General features: G+C 71.9%; 17 protein-coding genes and 3 tRNA genes. 5 read left to right on the plus strand and 15 right to left on the minus strand.

Annotation, left to right across the window (positions count from 1 at the left end):
* The first annotated feature begins 341 nt into the window (after window positions 1–341).
* Together ACZ52J_RS32950 and ACZ52J_RS32955 are read left to right on the plus strand one after the other, a co-directional pair.
* On the plus strand, window positions 342–1,139 hold the full coding sequence (locus ACZ52J_RS32950) for a DUF8175 domain-containg protein (protein WP_465623954.1): 798 nt from the start codon (window positions 342–344) through the stop codon (window positions 1,137–1,139).
* Between the two features lie 298 nt (window positions 1,140–1,437).
* Window positions 1,438–2,838, plus strand: coding sequence for an alpha/beta hydrolase family protein (locus ACZ52J_RS32955; protein ID WP_465623956.1), 1,401 nt, complete (start codon window positions 1,438–1,440; stop codon window positions 2,836–2,838).
* A gap of 476 nt (window positions 2,839–3,314) precedes the next feature.
* Here ACZ52J_RS32955 and ACZ52J_RS32960 read toward each other — a convergent pair whose 3' ends face one another.
* Entirely contained in the window at window positions 3,315–3,851 is a 537-nt protein-coding gene (locus ACZ52J_RS32960) for a GNAT family N-acetyltransferase (RefSeq protein WP_465623958.1), read from the minus strand.
* Window positions 3,845–4,330, minus strand: a complete 486-nt coding sequence (locus ACZ52J_RS32965; RefSeq protein WP_465623960.1) for a rhodanese-like domain-containing protein — start codon at window positions 4,328–4,330, stop codon at window positions 3,845–3,847. The genes ACZ52J_RS32960 and ACZ52J_RS32965 overlap by 7 nt, the downstream gene beginning before the upstream one ends.
* Window positions 4,331–4,698: 368 nt before the next feature.
* Between ACZ52J_RS32965 and ACZ52J_RS32970 the strand changes: the two genes are divergently transcribed.
* Window positions 4,699–5,490 (plus strand): phytanoyl-CoA dioxygenase family protein, encoded by a 792-nt coding sequence (locus tag ACZ52J_RS32970; RefSeq protein ID WP_465623962.1) that lies wholly within the window; start codon window positions 4,699–4,701, stop codon window positions 5,488–5,490.
* A gap of 125 nt (window positions 5,491–5,615) precedes the next feature.
* Here the strand turns inward: ACZ52J_RS32970 and ACZ52J_RS32975 are convergent, their stop codons facing one another.
* The 10 genes from ACZ52J_RS32975 to ACZ52J_RS33020 all read right to left on the minus strand — a co-directional run bounded on the left by ACZ52J_RS32975 (window position 5,616) and on the right by ACZ52J_RS33020 (window position 10,340).
* A complete protein-coding gene (locus tag ACZ52J_RS32975) occupies window positions 5,616–6,494 on the minus strand; it encodes a hypothetical protein (protein ID WP_465623964.1) in 879 nt (292 codons plus the stop codon).
* Between the two features lie 10 nt (window positions 6,495–6,504).
* Window positions 6,505–7,068, minus strand: a complete 564-nt coding sequence (locus ACZ52J_RS32980) for a papain-like cysteine protease family protein (RefSeq protein WP_465623966.1) — start codon at window positions 7,066–7,068, stop codon at window positions 6,505–6,507.
* A 213-nt stretch (window positions 7,069–7,281) separates the two neighbouring features.
* Window positions 7,282–7,482, minus strand: a complete 201-nt coding sequence (locus ACZ52J_RS32985; RefSeq protein ID WP_465624005.1) for an alpha/beta hydrolase — start codon at window positions 7,480–7,482, stop codon at window positions 7,282–7,284.
* Window positions 7,483–7,507: 25 nt separating this feature from the next.
* Window positions 7,508–8,038: an LppU/SCO3897 family protein gene (locus tag ACZ52J_RS32990; RefSeq protein WP_360502804.1), complete on the minus strand. Its 531-nt coding sequence runs from the start codon at window positions 8,036–8,038 to the stop codon at window positions 7,508–7,510.
* Between the two features lie 671 nt (window positions 8,039–8,709).
* Window positions 8,710–8,804: transfer RNA gene (locus ACZ52J_RS32995), tRNA-Ser, on the minus strand.
* A gap of 19 nt (window positions 8,805–8,823) precedes the next feature.
* A tRNA-Ser gene (locus ACZ52J_RS33000) sits at window positions 8,824–8,908 on the minus strand.
* Between the two features lie 10 nt (window positions 8,909–8,918).
* Window positions 8,919–8,990, minus strand: a tRNA-Gln gene (locus tag ACZ52J_RS33005).
* A gap of 253 nt (window positions 8,991–9,243) precedes the next feature.
* A complete protein-coding gene (locus ACZ52J_RS33010) occupies window positions 9,244–9,501 on the minus strand; it encodes a hypothetical protein (RefSeq protein WP_465623968.1) in 258 nt (85 codons plus the stop codon).
* Window positions 9,494–9,703: a hypothetical protein gene (locus tag ACZ52J_RS33015; protein ID WP_465623970.1), complete on the minus strand. Its 210-nt coding sequence runs from the start codon at window positions 9,701–9,703 to the stop codon at window positions 9,494–9,496. The genes ACZ52J_RS33010 and ACZ52J_RS33015 overlap by 8 nt, the downstream gene beginning before the upstream one ends.
* A 151-nt stretch (window positions 9,704–9,854) precedes the next feature.
* On the minus strand, window positions 9,855–10,340 hold the full coding sequence (locus ACZ52J_RS33020) for a hypothetical protein (RefSeq protein ID WP_465623972.1): 486 nt from the start codon (window positions 10,338–10,340) through the stop codon (window positions 9,855–9,857).
* Between the two features lie 289 nt (window positions 10,341–10,629).
* Between ACZ52J_RS33020 and ACZ52J_RS33025 the strand changes: the two genes are divergently transcribed.
* Window positions 10,630–11,241, plus strand: a complete 612-nt coding sequence (locus tag ACZ52J_RS33025; protein ID WP_465623973.1) for a hypothetical protein — start codon at window positions 10,630–10,632, stop codon at window positions 11,239–11,241.
* Window positions 11,242–11,364: 123 nt separating this feature from the next.
* On the opposite strand, the gene ACZ52J_RS33030 is transcribed toward ACZ52J_RS33025, so the two are convergent.
* The 3 genes from ACZ52J_RS33030 to ACZ52J_RS33040 form a co-directional block, all read right to left on the minus strand.
* Complete coding sequence (locus ACZ52J_RS33030) at window positions 11,365–11,553, minus strand: hypothetical protein (RefSeq protein ID WP_465623975.1); 189 nt, start codon at window positions 11,551–11,553, stop codon at window positions 11,365–11,367.
* Window positions 11,554–11,625: 72 nt separating this feature from the next.
* Window positions 11,626–11,787, minus strand: a complete 162-nt coding sequence (locus ACZ52J_RS33035) for a hypothetical protein (RefSeq protein ID WP_465623977.1) — start codon at window positions 11,785–11,787, stop codon at window positions 11,626–11,628.
* A gap of 106 nt (window positions 11,788–11,893) precedes the next feature.
* Window positions 11,894–14,803 carry a hypothetical protein gene (locus ACZ52J_RS33040; protein ID WP_465623979.1) on the minus strand — a complete coding sequence of 970 codons (2,910 nt, stop codon included), beginning with the start codon at window positions 14,801–14,803 and terminating at the stop codon, window positions 11,894–11,896.
* Window positions 14,804–15,470: 667 nt separating this feature from the next.
* Between ACZ52J_RS33040 and ACZ52J_RS33045 the strand changes: the two genes are divergently transcribed.
* Window positions 15,471–16,178 carry a hypothetical protein gene (locus ACZ52J_RS33045; RefSeq protein ID WP_465623981.1) on the plus strand — a complete coding sequence of 236 codons (708 nt, stop codon included), beginning with the start codon at window positions 15,471–15,473 and terminating at the stop codon, window positions 16,176–16,178.
* Window positions 16,179–16,209: the final 31 nt, after the last annotated feature.

Here is a 16,209-nt window from a genome sequence, read left to right on the forward strand (position 1 = left end):
CCCAGGGCAGGCGAACGGAGTATGCCCTTCCCGTGTTCTCTCGTCCCGGCGGCGCGTGCCGTGCCGTGCGACTGCCGGCGGTGCCGTCTCCCTGACGAAAAACCGAGCGAGGGGAAAGCGGGGAGCACGGCCGACGGGGACCGGCTACTGCGGGGGCCAGGACGCCGGCGGGGCCGGGCGATGTGGGCGGACCTGACCTACTGCGCTCAGGGCGCCGGCGAAGGTCCCGTGACCGACTGCAACAGAGCCGCCCGCTTGGACATCGATGGCGGTACCGAGCCGCCGGGGCTGGCATGATCCATGTCGCCAGAATCGACATCACCGGGGGATTCGCCACCATCATGTCCATCAGATCTCGGGGGGCCGCCCTGGCGGCCGTCGCCGCGCTCGGCCTGAGCGCCGCCTGCACGCCCACGTCCACGCCCACGTCGACGTCCGCATCCACGTCCGCATCGACCGGCCCCACCGTCACCGCCACCGCGCCCACGAGTGCGGCCACGAGTGCTGCGAGCACTCCGGGTTCGACCGCGGCGACCAGTGCACCCGCCCCGGCCACCACCACGCCACCGGCACCGGAGCCGGCACCGGTCGGCGATCGGGGCCCGGGCTGCCGGACCGACGACCACGACCAGAGCAAGCCGACCGCCACCCCGCCCGGGACGGAGTTCAAGCCGCTGGGCTCGCTGCTGGTCCCCACCTCCCGCACCACGGGCCCGCTCCTCTACGATGGCGGCTTCTGGCACTGCTTCGCGCACACCCCCGAAGGGGCCTCCAGGGCCGCCGCGGTGCTCGCGGCGATCGACACCGGCCACGACGACTGGGAGCAGGCCGCCCGGGCCCAGATCTACCCGCCGAGCGCCGCCAAGGAATACGCCGACCACCGGCTCCAGGACCCGCTCCACGCCGAGGGCATCGGCTCGGTGAAGGTGGTCGCCTTCTCCGTCATGACCTACACGCCGGAGCGGGCCATGGTCATGCTGATCGTCGACCTTCCGGGTGCCCGGCCCGGAAGCCACAACTCGACGACCGCCAACCTCCGCTGGGCGGACGGCGACTGGCGGCTGGACATGTCGGCCGAAGGCCACCTGCCCAAACTCGGCCCGGGCCTCAGCGGCACCAACGGGTTCGTCACCTGGTAGCGGCTCAGAGCCGGTAGCGGCAGGGCCCGCGTTGTCCGCGGCAGAACCGAGCCGCGGCGACCGGGCACGGCTCGGGCAGGCCGTACGCGTCGGTGGGGACGGGACTCGGGGGACGCCGCGGTTCGGGTGCCTCGGGTGTGTGTGGGGGGCCGGCTGGGGCTTCGCGCACGGAGGAGGTGGGGCTTTCCCCACCTCGAGGTGGGGAGTTCGCCGGATCTGCGGCGACTCCCCTGGCTGGCACGATCTCTATCAGCAGCCGGCCGACCGGTCGGGTGCGCAGATCGCGGGGGGAATGGCAATGCGGGTTCGATGGATGGTGCCGCTGGTGGCCGCGGCGGTGGCACTGGTCGCGGGAGCGTCGACGGCGACGGCGACGGCGACGGCGACGGCGGCCCCGGCCGCACAGCAGGCCGCACAGCAGGCCGTGCAGGATGTGGACTTCCGCAGCGGGGACGTCACGTTGCACGGCACGATCACCGAGGCCGCCGGTGCGCCGGGCCCCAGGCCGGGCATCGTCCTGGTGCACGGCGCGGGACCGGAGAAGCGGGCGGGGTACCGGGCCGAGGCCGAGGCGATGGCGCGGGCCGGGTTCGTGGTGCTCAGCTACGACAAGCGGACCACCGGCTACTCGATGACCCAGCGGTCGTACTCCCAACTGGCCGATGACGCCCTCGCCGGGGTCCGCACCCTGGCGGAGCGGACGGACGTGGACCCGCACCGGATCGGGCTGTGGGGGTTCAGCGAGGGCGGCTGGGTGGCCCCGCTGGCCGCCAGCCGCTCCGAGCAGGTCTCGTACGTGGTCGTGGTCGGCGCGTCCGGGCTGGCCCCGGCCCGGCAGCAGGCGTGGCACCTCGACAACAAGCTGCGGCACGAGGGCGCTTCGGGCTCGCTGCTGGAGACCGTGTCGGTGACGGGCACCCGGTTGCTGAGCGACGCCGGGCTGTTCCCCGAGGCGGACTACGACCCGGTACCGGTGCTGGAGCACCTGCACCAGCCGGTGCTCGCCCTGTGGGGCAACGACAAGCAGGTTCCGCCGGCCGAGAGCGCCGCCGTCCTCACCGACGCACTGCACCGGGGCGGCAACGACGATCTGACGCTGCGCTTCTTCCCGCAGGCGGACCACAAACTGCACGTCTCCGCGGACGGGTTCGCGCGGGGCGAGCAGCTGACGCCGGGCTACGTCGACACCGTGGCCGCCTGGGTGGCCGGCCAGGGCCACCGGGTGAACGACCCGCTGCCCCGGCAGGACCGCCAGAGCCAGGCCCTGGCCGCGGTCCCGGCCTATCAGGGCTCGGTGGCGCAGGCCGCCGCCTTCCTGCTGATGGCCCTCGCCTTCGCCGGCTACCTGCTGTCGGGCCTGGTACGGCGGCTGCGCCGGCGTCCCGTGGCACCGGGCGGCAGGGCCGCGCGATGGCTGGCCGGTACCGGCCTGGCGGCCACGCTCGGATTCCTCGGCTACTTCCTCTTCGTGACGACGACGCTCGCCACCGGGCCGCAGCTCGGCGGGCGCCCGGTGGTCTGGTCCGTCCTGCAACTGCTGGCCGTCGGCACGGTGGTGGCCACCGGCGTGACGGCGGTGCAGGCGTGGCGCGGCCGGCGTTCGGCATCGGCAGGCGCGCGGGTCCGGCTCGGCGGGCTGCTGGTGGCAGGCGTGGTGTTCGTACCGTGGGCGCTCTTCTGGGGCCTGCTGCTGCCGTGACCGCACGCGCCGCGAGAGAGCGCCTCGCAGAGGAGCCGACGAGCGGATGAACAGATGAGCGGATGAACAGAGGGCACCGGGAGAACCCGGTGCCCTCACTTCGTTCACTCCGAGGAGAGCGGGACGGACTCAGTTGATCGGACCGCAGTCGTGGGTCTGGCGGGTGCCGTTGTACCAGCGTTCGACGCACGCCTGCATGTGATGCCCGGGTCCGTCGGCCCACCAGTGCCCCGTGCAGCCGCAGGCCCGGGAGTTGAGCGCGCGGCTTCGGGAGACCCTGCGGGAGCGGCGGCTGACGGTGCTGAGCGAGCTGTTCGCCGGGCCGGCTTCGTCCTGAAGTCCCGGGAACAGCACCGGGTCTACTACCGACTGAGCGAACGCGGCCGCGCCCTGGCCGCCGTGTACGGCCGATAGTGCCGCACCCGGCGTGGTGCCGCACGCTCAACGGCCGACCGACCGTCCGGCCGTCCGGACGGCTACGGCCGAGCGGCGTCACCGCCCGCAGGCGCTCGGGTCGGGTCTTCCGCCGGGCGGGCGGGGAGCGAGGTGGGGAGTGAGAACCTGACCTTGGGCCGGGCGTGGGCCCCTGCGCGGTGGTAGAAGCGGATGGCGTCGGTGTTCCAGTCGGGCGTCTGCCACTCCATGTGTGCGGCGCCGCGGGCCGCCGCCGCGTCCTTCACAGCGTTGAGCAGGGCGTGCCCCCAGCCCTCTCCCCGGTGCGGTTCGGTGACGAACAGGCAGTCCAGGTGGACGTAGTCGGCCGCCTGCCAGGTGGAGAACTCCCGGGAGCAGGTGGCGTAGCCGATCAGTTCGCCTCCGTGGTCGACGACGAGGCACCAGGCTCTCGGGTGTGCCGAGAACAGCACGGGTTCCAGGCGGGCGGCGAGGTCGGCGGGCACGGGTTCGGCGTGTTCGAAGGCGGCGTGGGCCGCGCACAGGCGGGCTATCGCCGGCAGGTCGGCCGCGGTGGCCGGACGGATCACGCCGCCCGGCCGTGCGGTGTCCGTCAGCATGCGCAGGAGATTCCCGAGCGCGGGGCGGTCAGGTCGTCGATGGGACGCTGCTCGGTGCCGGCGGCGGTGTCGAAGGCGAAGCCCTCGCGAACCCAGTACTCGAAGCCGCCGAGCATTTCCTTGACCTGGTAGCCGAGGCGGGCGAAGGTCAGCGCCGCGCGGGTCGCGCCGTTGCAGCCGGGGCCCCAGCAGTAGGTGACCACGGTGCAGGCCGGGTCGATCAGCTGCGGTGCCAGGTCGGCGATCCGCGCGGTGGGGATGTGGAGGGCACCGGGGATGCGGCCCTGGTCCCAGGCGGCCTTGCTGCGGGTGTCGACCACAACGACGCCGGGTGCGCCGGATGCCAGATCGGCGTGGACATCGGAGACGTCCGCCTCGAAGGCGAGACGGGCGGCGAAGTGGGCGGCGGCCTCGGCCGGGGCGGCGGCGGGCACGCTCAGGACGGCACTGGCAATCTCGGCGGGAGCGGTGGCAGACATGGGGGTACCTCTCGTTCTGGCTGGTCGGGACGGGGTCCGGTGGGGCCGGTGGGCCGGTGGGCCGGTGGGCCGGTGGTCCGGCGCCGGGATTCCCCGGTCGGCGATGGCTCCATCCTCTGATCCCCGGGGCCCGCCCCACGAGTGGCGTAAACGCCTGAGATCACCAAGATTCCGCCAGGCGTGCGGAGTGGCCCTGACCGGCTTCGGCGTTTCAAGGTGACGGTGATGGAAGACGGTGGTGGAGGACGGTGGTGGAGGCGGCGACAGGTGGGAGGAGCGGGCAGGTAGGGCCGGCCCGGAGCACACCCGACGAAGGCGGTGCGGAAAATGTCGGGCGATCGGGACCGGTGCCGCTGCACGCTGAGGGCATGGATGACACGACCTTGGTATCCCGCTTCCTGCGCGACGGCTTCGTGAAGCTGGAGGGTGCCGTCGCGCCGCGGGTGGCCGCGGACTGCGCGCGGCTGCTGTGGCGGGAGACCGGCTGCGACCCGGACGATCCGTCGACGTGGACGCAACCCGTGCACCGGGTGGCCGGCATGGCGCAGGGGCCGTTCGCCGCCGCGCCCAACTCCCCCTCCCTGCACCGCGCGTACGACCTGCTCGTCGGCGCGGGACGCTGGGAGCCGCGCTACTCGCTGGGCACGTTCCCGCTGCGCTTCCCGCACGAGGAGGAGCCGGACGACGCGGGCTGGCACATCGAGGGGAGCTACCTGCCGGAAGGCGAGAGCTGGTACTTCACGAATCTGCGCTCCCGGGAGCGGGCGCTGCTGATGCTGTTCCTGTTCAGCGAGGTCGGCGAGGAGGACGCCCCGACCCGGATCCGGGTCGGCTCCCACCTCGACGTGCCGAAGGTGCTGGAGAAGTACGGGGAGGACGGCGCCAGCGGGCTCGCCATTGCGCCCGACCTGGTGGCGGCGTCCGACCACCGTCCGCTCGCGCTCGCCACCGGGTCCCCGGGCGACGTCTTCCTGTGCCATCCGTTCCTGGTGCACGCGGCGCAACCGCACCACGGGGTGCGGCCGCGCTTCATGGCCCAGCCGCCGCTGATGCCGGCCGCGCCGTACGAACTGGAGCGGGCCGACGGCGCGTACTCACCCGTGGAGATCGCGATCCGCCGGGGCCTGGGACAGGACACCCCGGCCACCGGTCTGCGCTGAGGAACGCTTCAACTGAGGAACGCTCGACCTTCCCTGCGGAAGGTCACGGCGCATGCCCGCACGATGTCGCCCCGGCTCCCGGCCTGGAGCCGGGAGCCGGGGCGGAGGAAACCGGGTTCGGTGGTTCAGTCGGTGGTGCGCCGCCGCCGGCGGACGGCGAAGGCGCCGCCCGCGAGCGCGAGGGCCGCGCTCGAACCGCCGACGAGCACCGCCGTCGAGGGCGTCGAGGACGAGGCGTTCTCCGTCCTCTCCGTCCTCTCCGCGATGCCGTAGCCGCTGGACATGCCGCTGGTGTCGTACCCGGAGCCGGGCAGCTTGTCGGCGTAACGGGCCTTGACCAGCTTCTGGTAGTCGGACAGCGAGAGCGAGGCCCGGCCGTTCAGTCCCTGCCGTGCCTGGTCGTTGAGCGGCTCGACCGTGGTGAGCTTGAGCTGGTACCAGCCGCGGATCTGCGGCTCGGTGAACACCAGGGTCCCCACCGTGGCCTTGCCCGCGTACGTGGCGTCGCTGTCGCCGTCGCGCACGGCGGCCAGGTGCCAGCCGCCGCCCTGGGTGGGAGCGAGCATGACGGTGGCGTTGCGCCCGTTGACCGGGGCGTTCAGCGCGGAGACCAGGTAACCCAGCTTGATCGCTTCGGAGGCGATCGGCAGGGCCGTCCCCGCGACGAAGCCGGGGGTGATCTCGTTCAGGGCCAGGGGGTCGTTGACGGTGAACGCCGGGATGCCCTCGCACGGGTCGGCCTTGTCAGGGATCGACTGCGGCGTCCCGGCCCCGTCGCCCTGAGGTACCGGGACGCTGAGGAAACGACAGACGGTGTTGCGGACGTCGGCCGACTTCACCAGGTCGAGCGCGGCCTGGTAGTCCGGGATGTCCGCCAGCAGCGGGTCCTTGGCCGGGGCCGCGTGGACGGGCCCGGCGAGGGACAGCAGCGCGGACGCGCCCGCTACCAGGACGGTGGCCAGGCCGGAGACCGCCCGCCCGCTGGACGTTCTTGTTTCCTGCATGCCGCCTGCCTTAACGGGAGATGCCGATCCGGGAGTGGGTCCACTTGAACGAGCTGTTGCTGACGTAGTCGTTGTAGTTCCACCACGTGTAGGTGGCGGTGTCCGGCCACGGGTCGGCGACACCGATGGTGTTGTTCGACGTGTCGAAGCCGTAGACCACGTTCATGTGGCCGCCGCCGGAGGTCCATCCGATGCGGGCCGCGACCGGCCGTGCCGCCTTGACGTCGGTGTAGACCTGGTTGAACGTGGCCGCACTGCTCAGGCCCGAGCCCGGGTGGGTCATGCCGAGGCTGCTCCAGCCCCTGGCCATGTCGTCGAGCGTGGCGGGTTGGTTGTTGCAGCCGTAGTAGGGCTGGGCCCGAGTGCAGAAGTCCGTCTGCGTGCTGCCGTAGCCCTGGAACTTGGCGATGGTCAGCCCGGAGGCGACCCAGCACCACTGGGATTTCTCCTGCTTGTACATATTGATGGTGTCCTGCCCGGCCTCGGCATTGGCCTGGCCTTCGGCGGCGGCGAGCAACGCCGAAGCCGTCAGTGCGACGGCCGTCGCCGTGGTCGCGAACGTGGATCTGCCCATTGTTCCGCCTTCCCGCGCAAGTACGATGAGTGCCGGGGAATCTGGCAGAGCTATGACAGCACGAAATGACGCCGCAACAGATAGTAAGCGAAGGAACTTTACCTGTACGGGTGACTGAGACGCCCCGAAGCTGCGACCCCGGGCGGCCGTGCGTTTCCGTCGGTGTTCCCGTCCGGGACAGCAGGCGTCGTTCCCGGCCGGTACGGCGGCCCGTCAGTCGCTGGGGCAGCCCGTGCCCGGCGCCGGGAGCGTGCCCTGCGTCAGGAAGGCGTCGACGGCGGCACGGATGCAGGTGCTCCGGGCGTTGGCCGTGTGCCCGTCGCCGCCGCGGGTGAGCAGGACGGCGTTGCCGAGTTCGGCGGTGACCCCATTCGAGGCCGGCCTGCGACGAGCAACGGCCTGGTCCAGCTGCAGCTGCGCCGCCGCCCTTGAACCGCCCCTACGGGGCGAAGATCGTGGCCGGCTTCTGCCGCACGCTCTCCAGGCTCTTCAGGCAGAGGGTGTACTTGTCGCTGCGCCGCTCGTAGGTGAAGTAGCCGTCGGCGTCGGGGAAGGACTTCCGGCACACGTGCTCACCGTCGTTGGTGTCCTCCACACGGCCCACGACCCGGGCCTCGGCCCTCGGGTCGGAGCAGGGGACCACGACGACGTCGGCGTTGCTGTCGACGACACCCGACAGGACGATCGGATTGTTGTTGTGGATGCAGTCGCCGGCCTTGGCGAACTCGGGGTCGCCCTTCTCAATGAAGACGATCAGCGAGACCAGGATCACCGGGATGAGCACACCGAGGATCGTGGGCCGCAGGTACACCGGCTTGCCGGGGTTCATCGGTGCCCGGGGCGCGCCGGGCACCGGCTCCGGCAGCTTGTTGACCTTCAGGCGCTGCGGGATGTTGATCAGCATGACGATGGGGTTGACGATCATCGAGGGGATGCCCCACCAGCCCTGCCAGAGGCTGTCGGAGGTCATCTCGCGGTGCGTGGCGATGCCGCAGCTACGGCAGAACGGTCCCCGGCGCTTCAGGTACTTCAAGATCACGACGAGGCCCAGGTGCCCGCGGAAGGTCGCATCCACGGCCGGGACGGAGCCGCAGGACTGGCAGCTGAGTTGCCCGTCGCCGTAGCCGGACAGGCCCGGGTCCGCGGCGTCGGAGGTGGGCGCGGTGGGCTCGGTGGGCGCGGTGGGCTCGGTGGGCTCGGTGGGCGCGGCGCCGTGGGGCAGCTCGGCAGACTGAGTGGAAATGGTGAATCCCCCGTGATGATCAAGAATGTGTGCCTCCGCAACCTATCGCTGCTCGAACGTCAGGAGCGCTGATAAAAGCCCTGGTGGGCAGAAGGTCGCCGAACCGTGATCACAAATCGGTCGATCGATACCGAAACTCCCCGGACACGGGCCGGACGCGCGAACGCGCTGTGACCGAGCACCTCGGCTGGCGAGTCGAGCGAGCCTGTGACCAGCGGGGACCCCGATGGCCGCGGCCGCGAGGAACGTCACCGCGTTGCTCGCAGTAGCGGTCACAGTCGTCGAGCGCTCGCCCCGCCTGTCACCGATTTCAGCGGAGGCCCCGTTTCGTCGATACGGAATCCATCGTGGCTCGTCGCACCCGAAGCGCGGGTGTTACAGGCCCCGGGGCCATCCCGTGGCGGAGGAGGTGGGGGTCGAACCCACACGGGTGCTCGCGCACCCCAACGGTTTTCAAGACCGAGGCCGGCGCCGCCTGTCGGCTGGCTCCTCCATGACACTGCCGCGTCGTGCGGAGAGTGCGCGGATCGAACGCGCGCGGGTGTGACCCCGACGACGGCTTAGCAAGCCGCTGCCTTACCACTCGGCCAACTCTCCATGTGCTGCGCTGCCGGACGAGGATTCGAACCCCGATCGCCTGATCCAGAGTCAGGCGTGCTGCCAGTTGCACCATCCGGCACGGTGGGCGGCACACGGGAAAGGGTCGCCCGGGCGGGGAACAGTCCCCGGGGCAGCCCGGCAGGAAGCCGGTCAGCGCACTACGAGGACGTCCCGCTGCTCATCTGGGGACTTGAGGAGCGCTGATACGACTGGACACGGGTGACGGTGTTCACGGTCGCGCTCCTTCCTGGGCCTGTGTGGCGCGATGTGCCCACTCTGCCGGACCACCGCCCGCGGGGACAACCGGTTTTCGCGCCCCCGCCCGAGTGGAGTCAGCGGACCTCGACATAGGCGACGAGGACGATCGTGCCCAGGACCGTAGGGACGTACGCGACGCGCACCCCGTCCTTGGCGTACTCGCGCACCGGGCTGTCGGCGCGCATCTGGACGCCGGCGGTCTTCGGGGCCAGTGCGATGCTGTCCAGGTGGGGGTCCAGGCGGGCGAGGGCGGCGTCGTCCATGTCGGCGATCTGTCGCTCGGCAACCTCGTGGAAGAGGACGGTGGCGCGGCGGGTCGGACGGTCAGGCAACGCGCTGCTCCCCGGTGGCCTGGGTGTCGTTGACGAGGCCGCGTTCGGCTTTGATGTCGTCCCAGGTGCGGCAACCGTTCAGATCGATGCCGCGGTCGGCCAGGTCGAGCAGGACGTACGCCAGGGTCGGGTCCTCCAGCGCCGCGTCACGGGCCGTGGCGCGCAGCGCTTCGGCCTCGTCGGGGTCGAACACCATCCGCATCACGGCCTCCAAGCGCCTGGGCGATGCATCGAGGCTAGCGCAGCCGGCCGCGCTGCGGGGCCGCCCCGCTCTGCGACAAAAACCGGCGAAAGCCCGGCGGGTGTCGGCGGGTGCCGGCTCAAGGTGACGAGGTGCGTGGATGGTGCGGCGGCTACTTGGAGACCGTCATCGCCTCGCGGATGCGGCGGGTGCGGTCGGCGGCGGCAGCCTGGTGGAAGGTGACCGGAGTCCCTTCGATCCCAACGGGGAAGCTCACCGAGCCGGCGGTGTAGTGGTCGGTCCAGAGGCAGATGGAAATGACGAGCAATGCCTCGGTCGAGACTCCGCACTTGAGTCGGCCCTGCGGGTCGTGCGGGTCGCGGGCGTCGACGTCGGGCAGCGGCACCGTCCAGGTGGCCTTCGGGGACCGCATCGCAGCAATCGCGGATGTCGCCACCGCGTCGGGATCGGTGATGGTGCCCCAGGCCCCTCCGATGGTCAGGATCCCACCGGAGTCAGCGGTGTACGTGGCCACCAGGCTGCCGTCGAAGCTTTCGTAGCCGGCCGGCTGCGGGCCTGCCGAGTGGTCGGCGCGGACCGTGGCGGGGCCTTCGGCCCGGTAGCCGCCGGGAAGGGACTCCGGAGCGGTCAGCCGCAACGGGCCCGGCGCCGTACCGGCGGAACTGCCGCCACCGCCGGAGCGGCCTCGGGCGGCGGCGAACCGTCTCCGCAGCCTGCCAAAGTCCCCACCAGCAGAACCGCGGCCCCGACCCCCGACACAAACCTCACAACGCGCACACCCGCCCCGGCCTTCATGATCACAATAGTGGGGCCCGCGCGCTCACCTCGGTCCCGATCGTCGCAAGACGCAATCAAGGGGTGCGGGGGCCCGGGAGCCGCGAGGGGCACGGCACAATCGGGCCGTGGGAACGACTATTCAAGGATTCGTGGAGTGCCGCACCTGGGGTCCTGGCCTCGGCATCCAAGAGACGGCGTGGTACTCGGCCATCGAGCTGTCCATGCTCGGTATGACCCGGGACTACAGCGCCTTCGCCTGCCTCTTCGGCGTCCGGGACATCAGTGGCCACTGGCAGCCGGTCGCTGCCGACCGCGGTTTGCCGGTCGACGTGTCGGAGAACGCCCGAGCCGAGCACGCGTCATGGGGGGAGACCGCGTTCGGCGCCACCTGGTTGAGCTGGAACGAGATCCTCGGCATCGATTGGGACGAGCCGGCGATCCCCCGGGCAACCAGAATCACCCGGTACCGGCGGCTTCCGGACGGCGCGCTGGAACTGACACGCCTGGAGGACTGGAGTCGGGCGTTCGCAAGATCAAGCGGCGTGAACACCCTGACCGTCGATTCCGACCGCATAGGTGAACTGTGGGCTGAGGGTACTGAATGGGACACCGGCGCCACGGTCTTCCGCGCAGAACGCGCCCGCCGCCGCGACGCTGTCCCCGCCGACGGCCCCTGGCGGCCGGTGTGGACCGTCATGCGCACCCTCGCCGAGGTGCACGGCGAACAGAACGTCCGGCTGATCGTCTGGTTCGAGGAATAGCCCGCCCACCTGACGGCCCAGGGAGCGGGCGGCCCAGCAATGCGGTCGGCCGTCCACCCCCGGTCCACGCCGGACTGACCGCCCACGGGGACTCCGGTCCCGTCGAGGGCACCGTCAACCGGATCATTCGGTGGAATCGGCGGAATCTGATGTATCGACCTCACGCGTATTGAGCAGTTTCATCGTCCACTCTCGCTGTTCGGCTGTGTCCGGGACGGCGAGCCCGCGAGCCCGTTCGATCAAGTCCCAGGCGGTGTCGGGATCGATGCCGTTGAGGATGAGGAGTGCGGCGGCGAGGAGGGCGTCGCGCACCGCCCGGCCTCCGGGAGGGCGCCGGGGGCAGCGCCCTCGTCCGGCGGGCGGGCGGCGACAGCTGAGGGCGTGTCAGCTCTCCGCGATGTCGTCCGGGCGGACCTCGATGTGGTCGGCCGCGAGGTCGGCCGCCACCCGGTGCTCCATGCCCAGCGCCTCCAGGATCGGAACCGGCACCTGCACCCGCCCGGTGCGGGCCGGCATCACGTACTCGCGCTCGTTCACGACGGTCACGACGATCTCGACGGCCTGGCTGGTTCGGCTGGTCCCGGTTGTCGGCCGACAGTCTGCCGGCTCGGGGAGGTCCGCACGGTCACGGCCCGTGCCGCCGGTCGCGCTGTCACGACTGCTCCCCCGCGCGCAGTTCGGTGGCGATCTGGCGCCGGCCGGCGACCAGCGTCTCCGCCACCACCCCGAGGCAGACCAGCAGCGCCAGGCCCACCGTGGGCAGCAGCACCGGCAGCAGCGTGGGGGTGACGGCCTCCCCGACTTTGGCGCCGACCAGCGTGGAAATGTCGAAGGCGGGCCCGAGCAGGCCGACCGCCGCCACCGCGACCAGGCCGCCACCGACCGCCGCCGCCAGGGTCTGCGGCAGCGCCTCGGCGATGATCAGCGCCAGCCCCTGCCGGGGTCGCAGGCCCATGGTCCGCAGCCGGGCGAGGACGGCGGTGCGGTCGGGCGCGGCCCGCAGCAGCGTCAGCAGGACGGCGAGCAGGGCGAATCCGGCTCCGGCGGCGGCCGCGTACCAGAACAGCCGCCCGGCGGCGTGCTGCAGCGGGTCGTCGCCGAGCGCGGCGGCGGTCTCCCGGCTGCTGTGCACCGTGTATCCGGCGGGCAGGCCGTGGGTGTCCTTGCCGGTGGCCGTGGCGCTGTCGGCGATCAGCTTGGCCATACCGACCGGCCGGTCCCCGCTGTTGTCCCGCAGGGCCGTCCTGACCCGCTCGGGGTCGACGTCGCCGACGGCGAACCACTTGTTCACCCGCTTGGTGTCCGGCAGTCGTTCCCAGGTGGAGCCGGCCGGGACGACGACGAACGGCTTGCCCGGGTCCGGCAGCGCGGGGGTGGCGTCGACGATCCCGGCGACGGTGGTGCGCAGGCTGTTGCCGTTGGGCGTGCGCACCTCGGCCGGGCCGGCGGCCAGCCGCTTGGCCAGGTCCCGGCTGAACAGCGCGGGCACCGGGGTCTCCCGGCGGCCGGACGTGCCGGGTGTGCCAGGCGTGCCGGGTGTGCCAGGCGTGCCAGGCGTGCCAGGCGTGCCAGGCGTGCCGGCCAGCTTCGCCGGGTCGAACTCGCCGGCCCCGAGGGTACGGGCGATCTCGGCGTAGGCCGTCGGCTCGACCACCACCAGGTAGGCCTCGGTGTAGTCCTGGTCGGCGCCGAAGAAGCGGGCCCTGGGTTCGACCCAGGCCCCGGTCGAGGCCCGGACGCCCGGCAGGGCGGCGGCGGCCTTGGTGAACGACTCGGTCAGGGTGGCGTAGTCCGGGATGACGACGGAGACGTCGCCGCCGGTCGCGATGCGCGCGGCGCGGGCCCGGACGTGGTCGACGGTGTCGAGCACGGTGGCACCGAAGCCGGTCGTGGTGACGGCGATCAGCAGGGCCAGCAGCGGCAGCACGGAGGGCCGGCGCCGGCCCGAGGTGTCGCGCGCCGCCCGGGCCAGGCCGAGGAAGCCGATCAGGCCGCGGCCGCGGCCGACGAGGGCGGCCAGCCGGCCGACCAGCACCGGCTCGATCCGGGCCAGCAGCAGCCCGCCGGTGACGGCGAGCAGCAGCGGCGCGGCGACCAGCAGCGGGTCCACCCCGGCCCCGGGGTGGCCGACGCCACGGCGCCGGACCTCCGCCACGGCCGCGACGGTGACGGCCAGGACGGTGAGTTCGCCGACCAGTCGGCGTCGGCCGCCGTACGGCCGCCGACGGGACCACAGCAGGGCCGCCCGGGTCGGGAAGGCCAGCAGCGCGGTCAGGGTCGCAACCAGGGCCGCCAGCACCGAGCGGTCCCACCGGACGGTGGGCAGCAGCACCAGGGCGAGGGCCGTGCCGAGCGCGGCGGCGGGCAGGACGGTGACGGCGCCCTCGGCGATCAGCCGCCCCAGCACCCCGGTGCGGGAGCCGCCGCGGGCCTGGAGCAGCCGGATCTCGGCGGTGCGCCGGTCGGTGGTGAGGGCGGCGGCGAGGAACAGCACCACGGTGGCGACGCCCGCGACGCCGGCCGGGCCGATCGCGCTGAGCGGCAGCGAGGCCCGGTAGCGCTCGTCCGCCCGGGTGAGCACGTCGGGCAGGCCCGAGGCGGTGTGCAGGTCGGCGCGCCTGGTCGCGTCGGCCAGGGCGGTGGCGTCGCGCCCGGTCAGGAAGGAGCTGATGACGCTGCGGGTGTGGTCGAGCCGGTCGGCGTGCAGCGAGGCGGGGTCGACGGGCAGCCGCCAGAAGTTCTCGGCGTTCGAACCCCAGCGGGTCAGAGCGGGCAGGCTGCCGCCGTCGACGAACCCGTTGGTCATCCAGTGCTCTTGTCTGGGGTCGGTCCTCAGGCAGGCGCGGGCCGGGCAGCCGAGGTCGTCCCAGAACGGGTCCTGGGGGTCGTTGACCTGGTAGAGGCCGACCACCACGGTGGTCCGCTTGGTGCCGGAGCCCTCGACGCCGTTGTCGATGACGTCACCGAGCTTGATGTGGATGGTCTCGGCGGCCTGCTTGCTGATCACGATCGGCAGCGGACCGCCGACGGTGTCGGGGGTCGGCCAGGTGCCGTCGGTGAGGGTGGCCCGTGCGGCCAGGTCGGGCACGTAAAGCAGGCCGAGGACCGGGTCGGTCCGCTTTTCCGCGATCCGGACGTAGTCCGGATTGCCCATGCCGCGGTCGGCCAGGGCGCGGGCACCGTGGGCCTGGCCCGGCTGGGCCAGCGTCAGCTGCCGGCCGACCATCTCGGTGAGCTGCCGCTGCACCCGGTCGAGTTCGGCGCCGTTGTCGTCGTCCTGAGTCTTGGAGGTGGTCTGCAGACTGGTCTGGTTGAGGCCCTTCTGGCTGACGAAGTCCTGGAGCGCCGTGTCCGCGCCCCGGTCCGTGACGCGGGGGAAGGCCGCCGCCAGGAAGACGGTGACGAACGCGAGGGCGGCCATGAGCAGCGCGGCCATCGGGTTCGCGCGAAGCCTGGTGCGGACCCAGCGCGCGGGGCGGTGGGCGGGCTGGCGGGCAGGCTGGTGGGCGTTCTGGCGGGCGGTGTCGGGGGTGGGCACGGGGGTGCCGGCCTGGGTGGTCACTTCTCCTCCACGTGGCGCAGCCGGCCGGCCACGTCTCGACGGCGGCGTCCGACGAGGAACGCCGACAGCAGCGGGGCGGCCGCGATCGCGGCCGCGAACAGCAGGGACACCACACGGTCACACCGGCGCGGTGATCATCGGCCTTCGGTCGCCGGATAGCGGACGATGCTGTCAGATTCGATCGGCGAACGGAAGGGACTTGCGCGAATCAAGTAAGCGATGAGCAAATTCCTTGCATTGGCAGCTTCCCCGCTCGGGAATAAGCCCCTGCAATGCCATGCACGCTTCACAACTTCGGCTTCATCGCACCCCTTTGACCTGGGAACTTTCCTTTCACGCATATTCCTGCCCGGGATACTGAACCCGTGAAGCCTCCGCATCCGTTGCCCCGGACAGAACCGGGCCGTCACCACCCCCAGGGGGCCGCCGCATGACGGCGGCGGTGTCGGTCATCTCGCCGCGACGGAGCACGCGGTTGCGGACGTCCGCCAGGTCGAGGGTGACGACGTCGATGCGGGGCGCACGGCGACCCGCCCCTTGGGAGACGGGGGATCAGCGGGGGCTGACTCCTGGATCCGCACGGCGCGCCGTGTGCACGGTTGCTCCCCGGGGGTGACCATCGACCTGCCGTGCGGCTCTCGGGAGCCGGACGGCAACACAATGAGCCATGAGCTCCCGCCTCGATGATCCCGGCGAACCGTCCCCTGCGGGTCGGTCGATGGAGCCGGCAGAGCCGCGCGGCGAGCACTGGTGGCCGGTGGCGTCGGCCGTCCTGGTCGCCGCGCTGCTCCATGTCGCGCTCCCGCGCAGCTATCGCGAGAGCCCGTCGTGGGTGCTGCCGGTGGTCATGGTGGTGCTGATGGCTGTCCTGATCGGAGCCGACCCCGGCCGGATCGATCGGCAGACACGGTGGCTACGGGTGGTGACCGACCTGGTGATCGCGTTCATCACGCTGGCGAACCTCTTCGCTGCCGCGTCCCTGGTGGCGGACATCCTGACCGACAGCAAGCTCTACGCCAACAACGCGACGGGCCTGCTGGCGACGGGCGGGGTCGTCTGGGTGACCAACGTGATCGCGTTCGCGCTGTGGTACTGGGATCTGGACCGGGGCGGCGCCGCCACGCGGGCGCACCACCCCTTCGCGGACCCCGCGTTCGTCTTCCCCGAGATGCAGCTCCGGCAGGGCACCTCCCCCGCGTGGGTGCCGGTCTTCGTGGACTATCTGGCGCTGGCCTTCTGGACCTCCAGTTCGTTCGGTCCGGCCGACACGTCGCCGGTCAAGTCGTGGGCCAAGCTGCTGATGATCACTCAAAGTGCCGTCTCGCTCGTGGTGGCGGCCCTGGTGATCGCTCGGGCGATCAACATCCTCCAATAGACCACTCCACCCGAACGGGACCGGCCTGCAC

The organism is Kitasatospora sp. NPDC034035 (assembly GCF_055575755.1).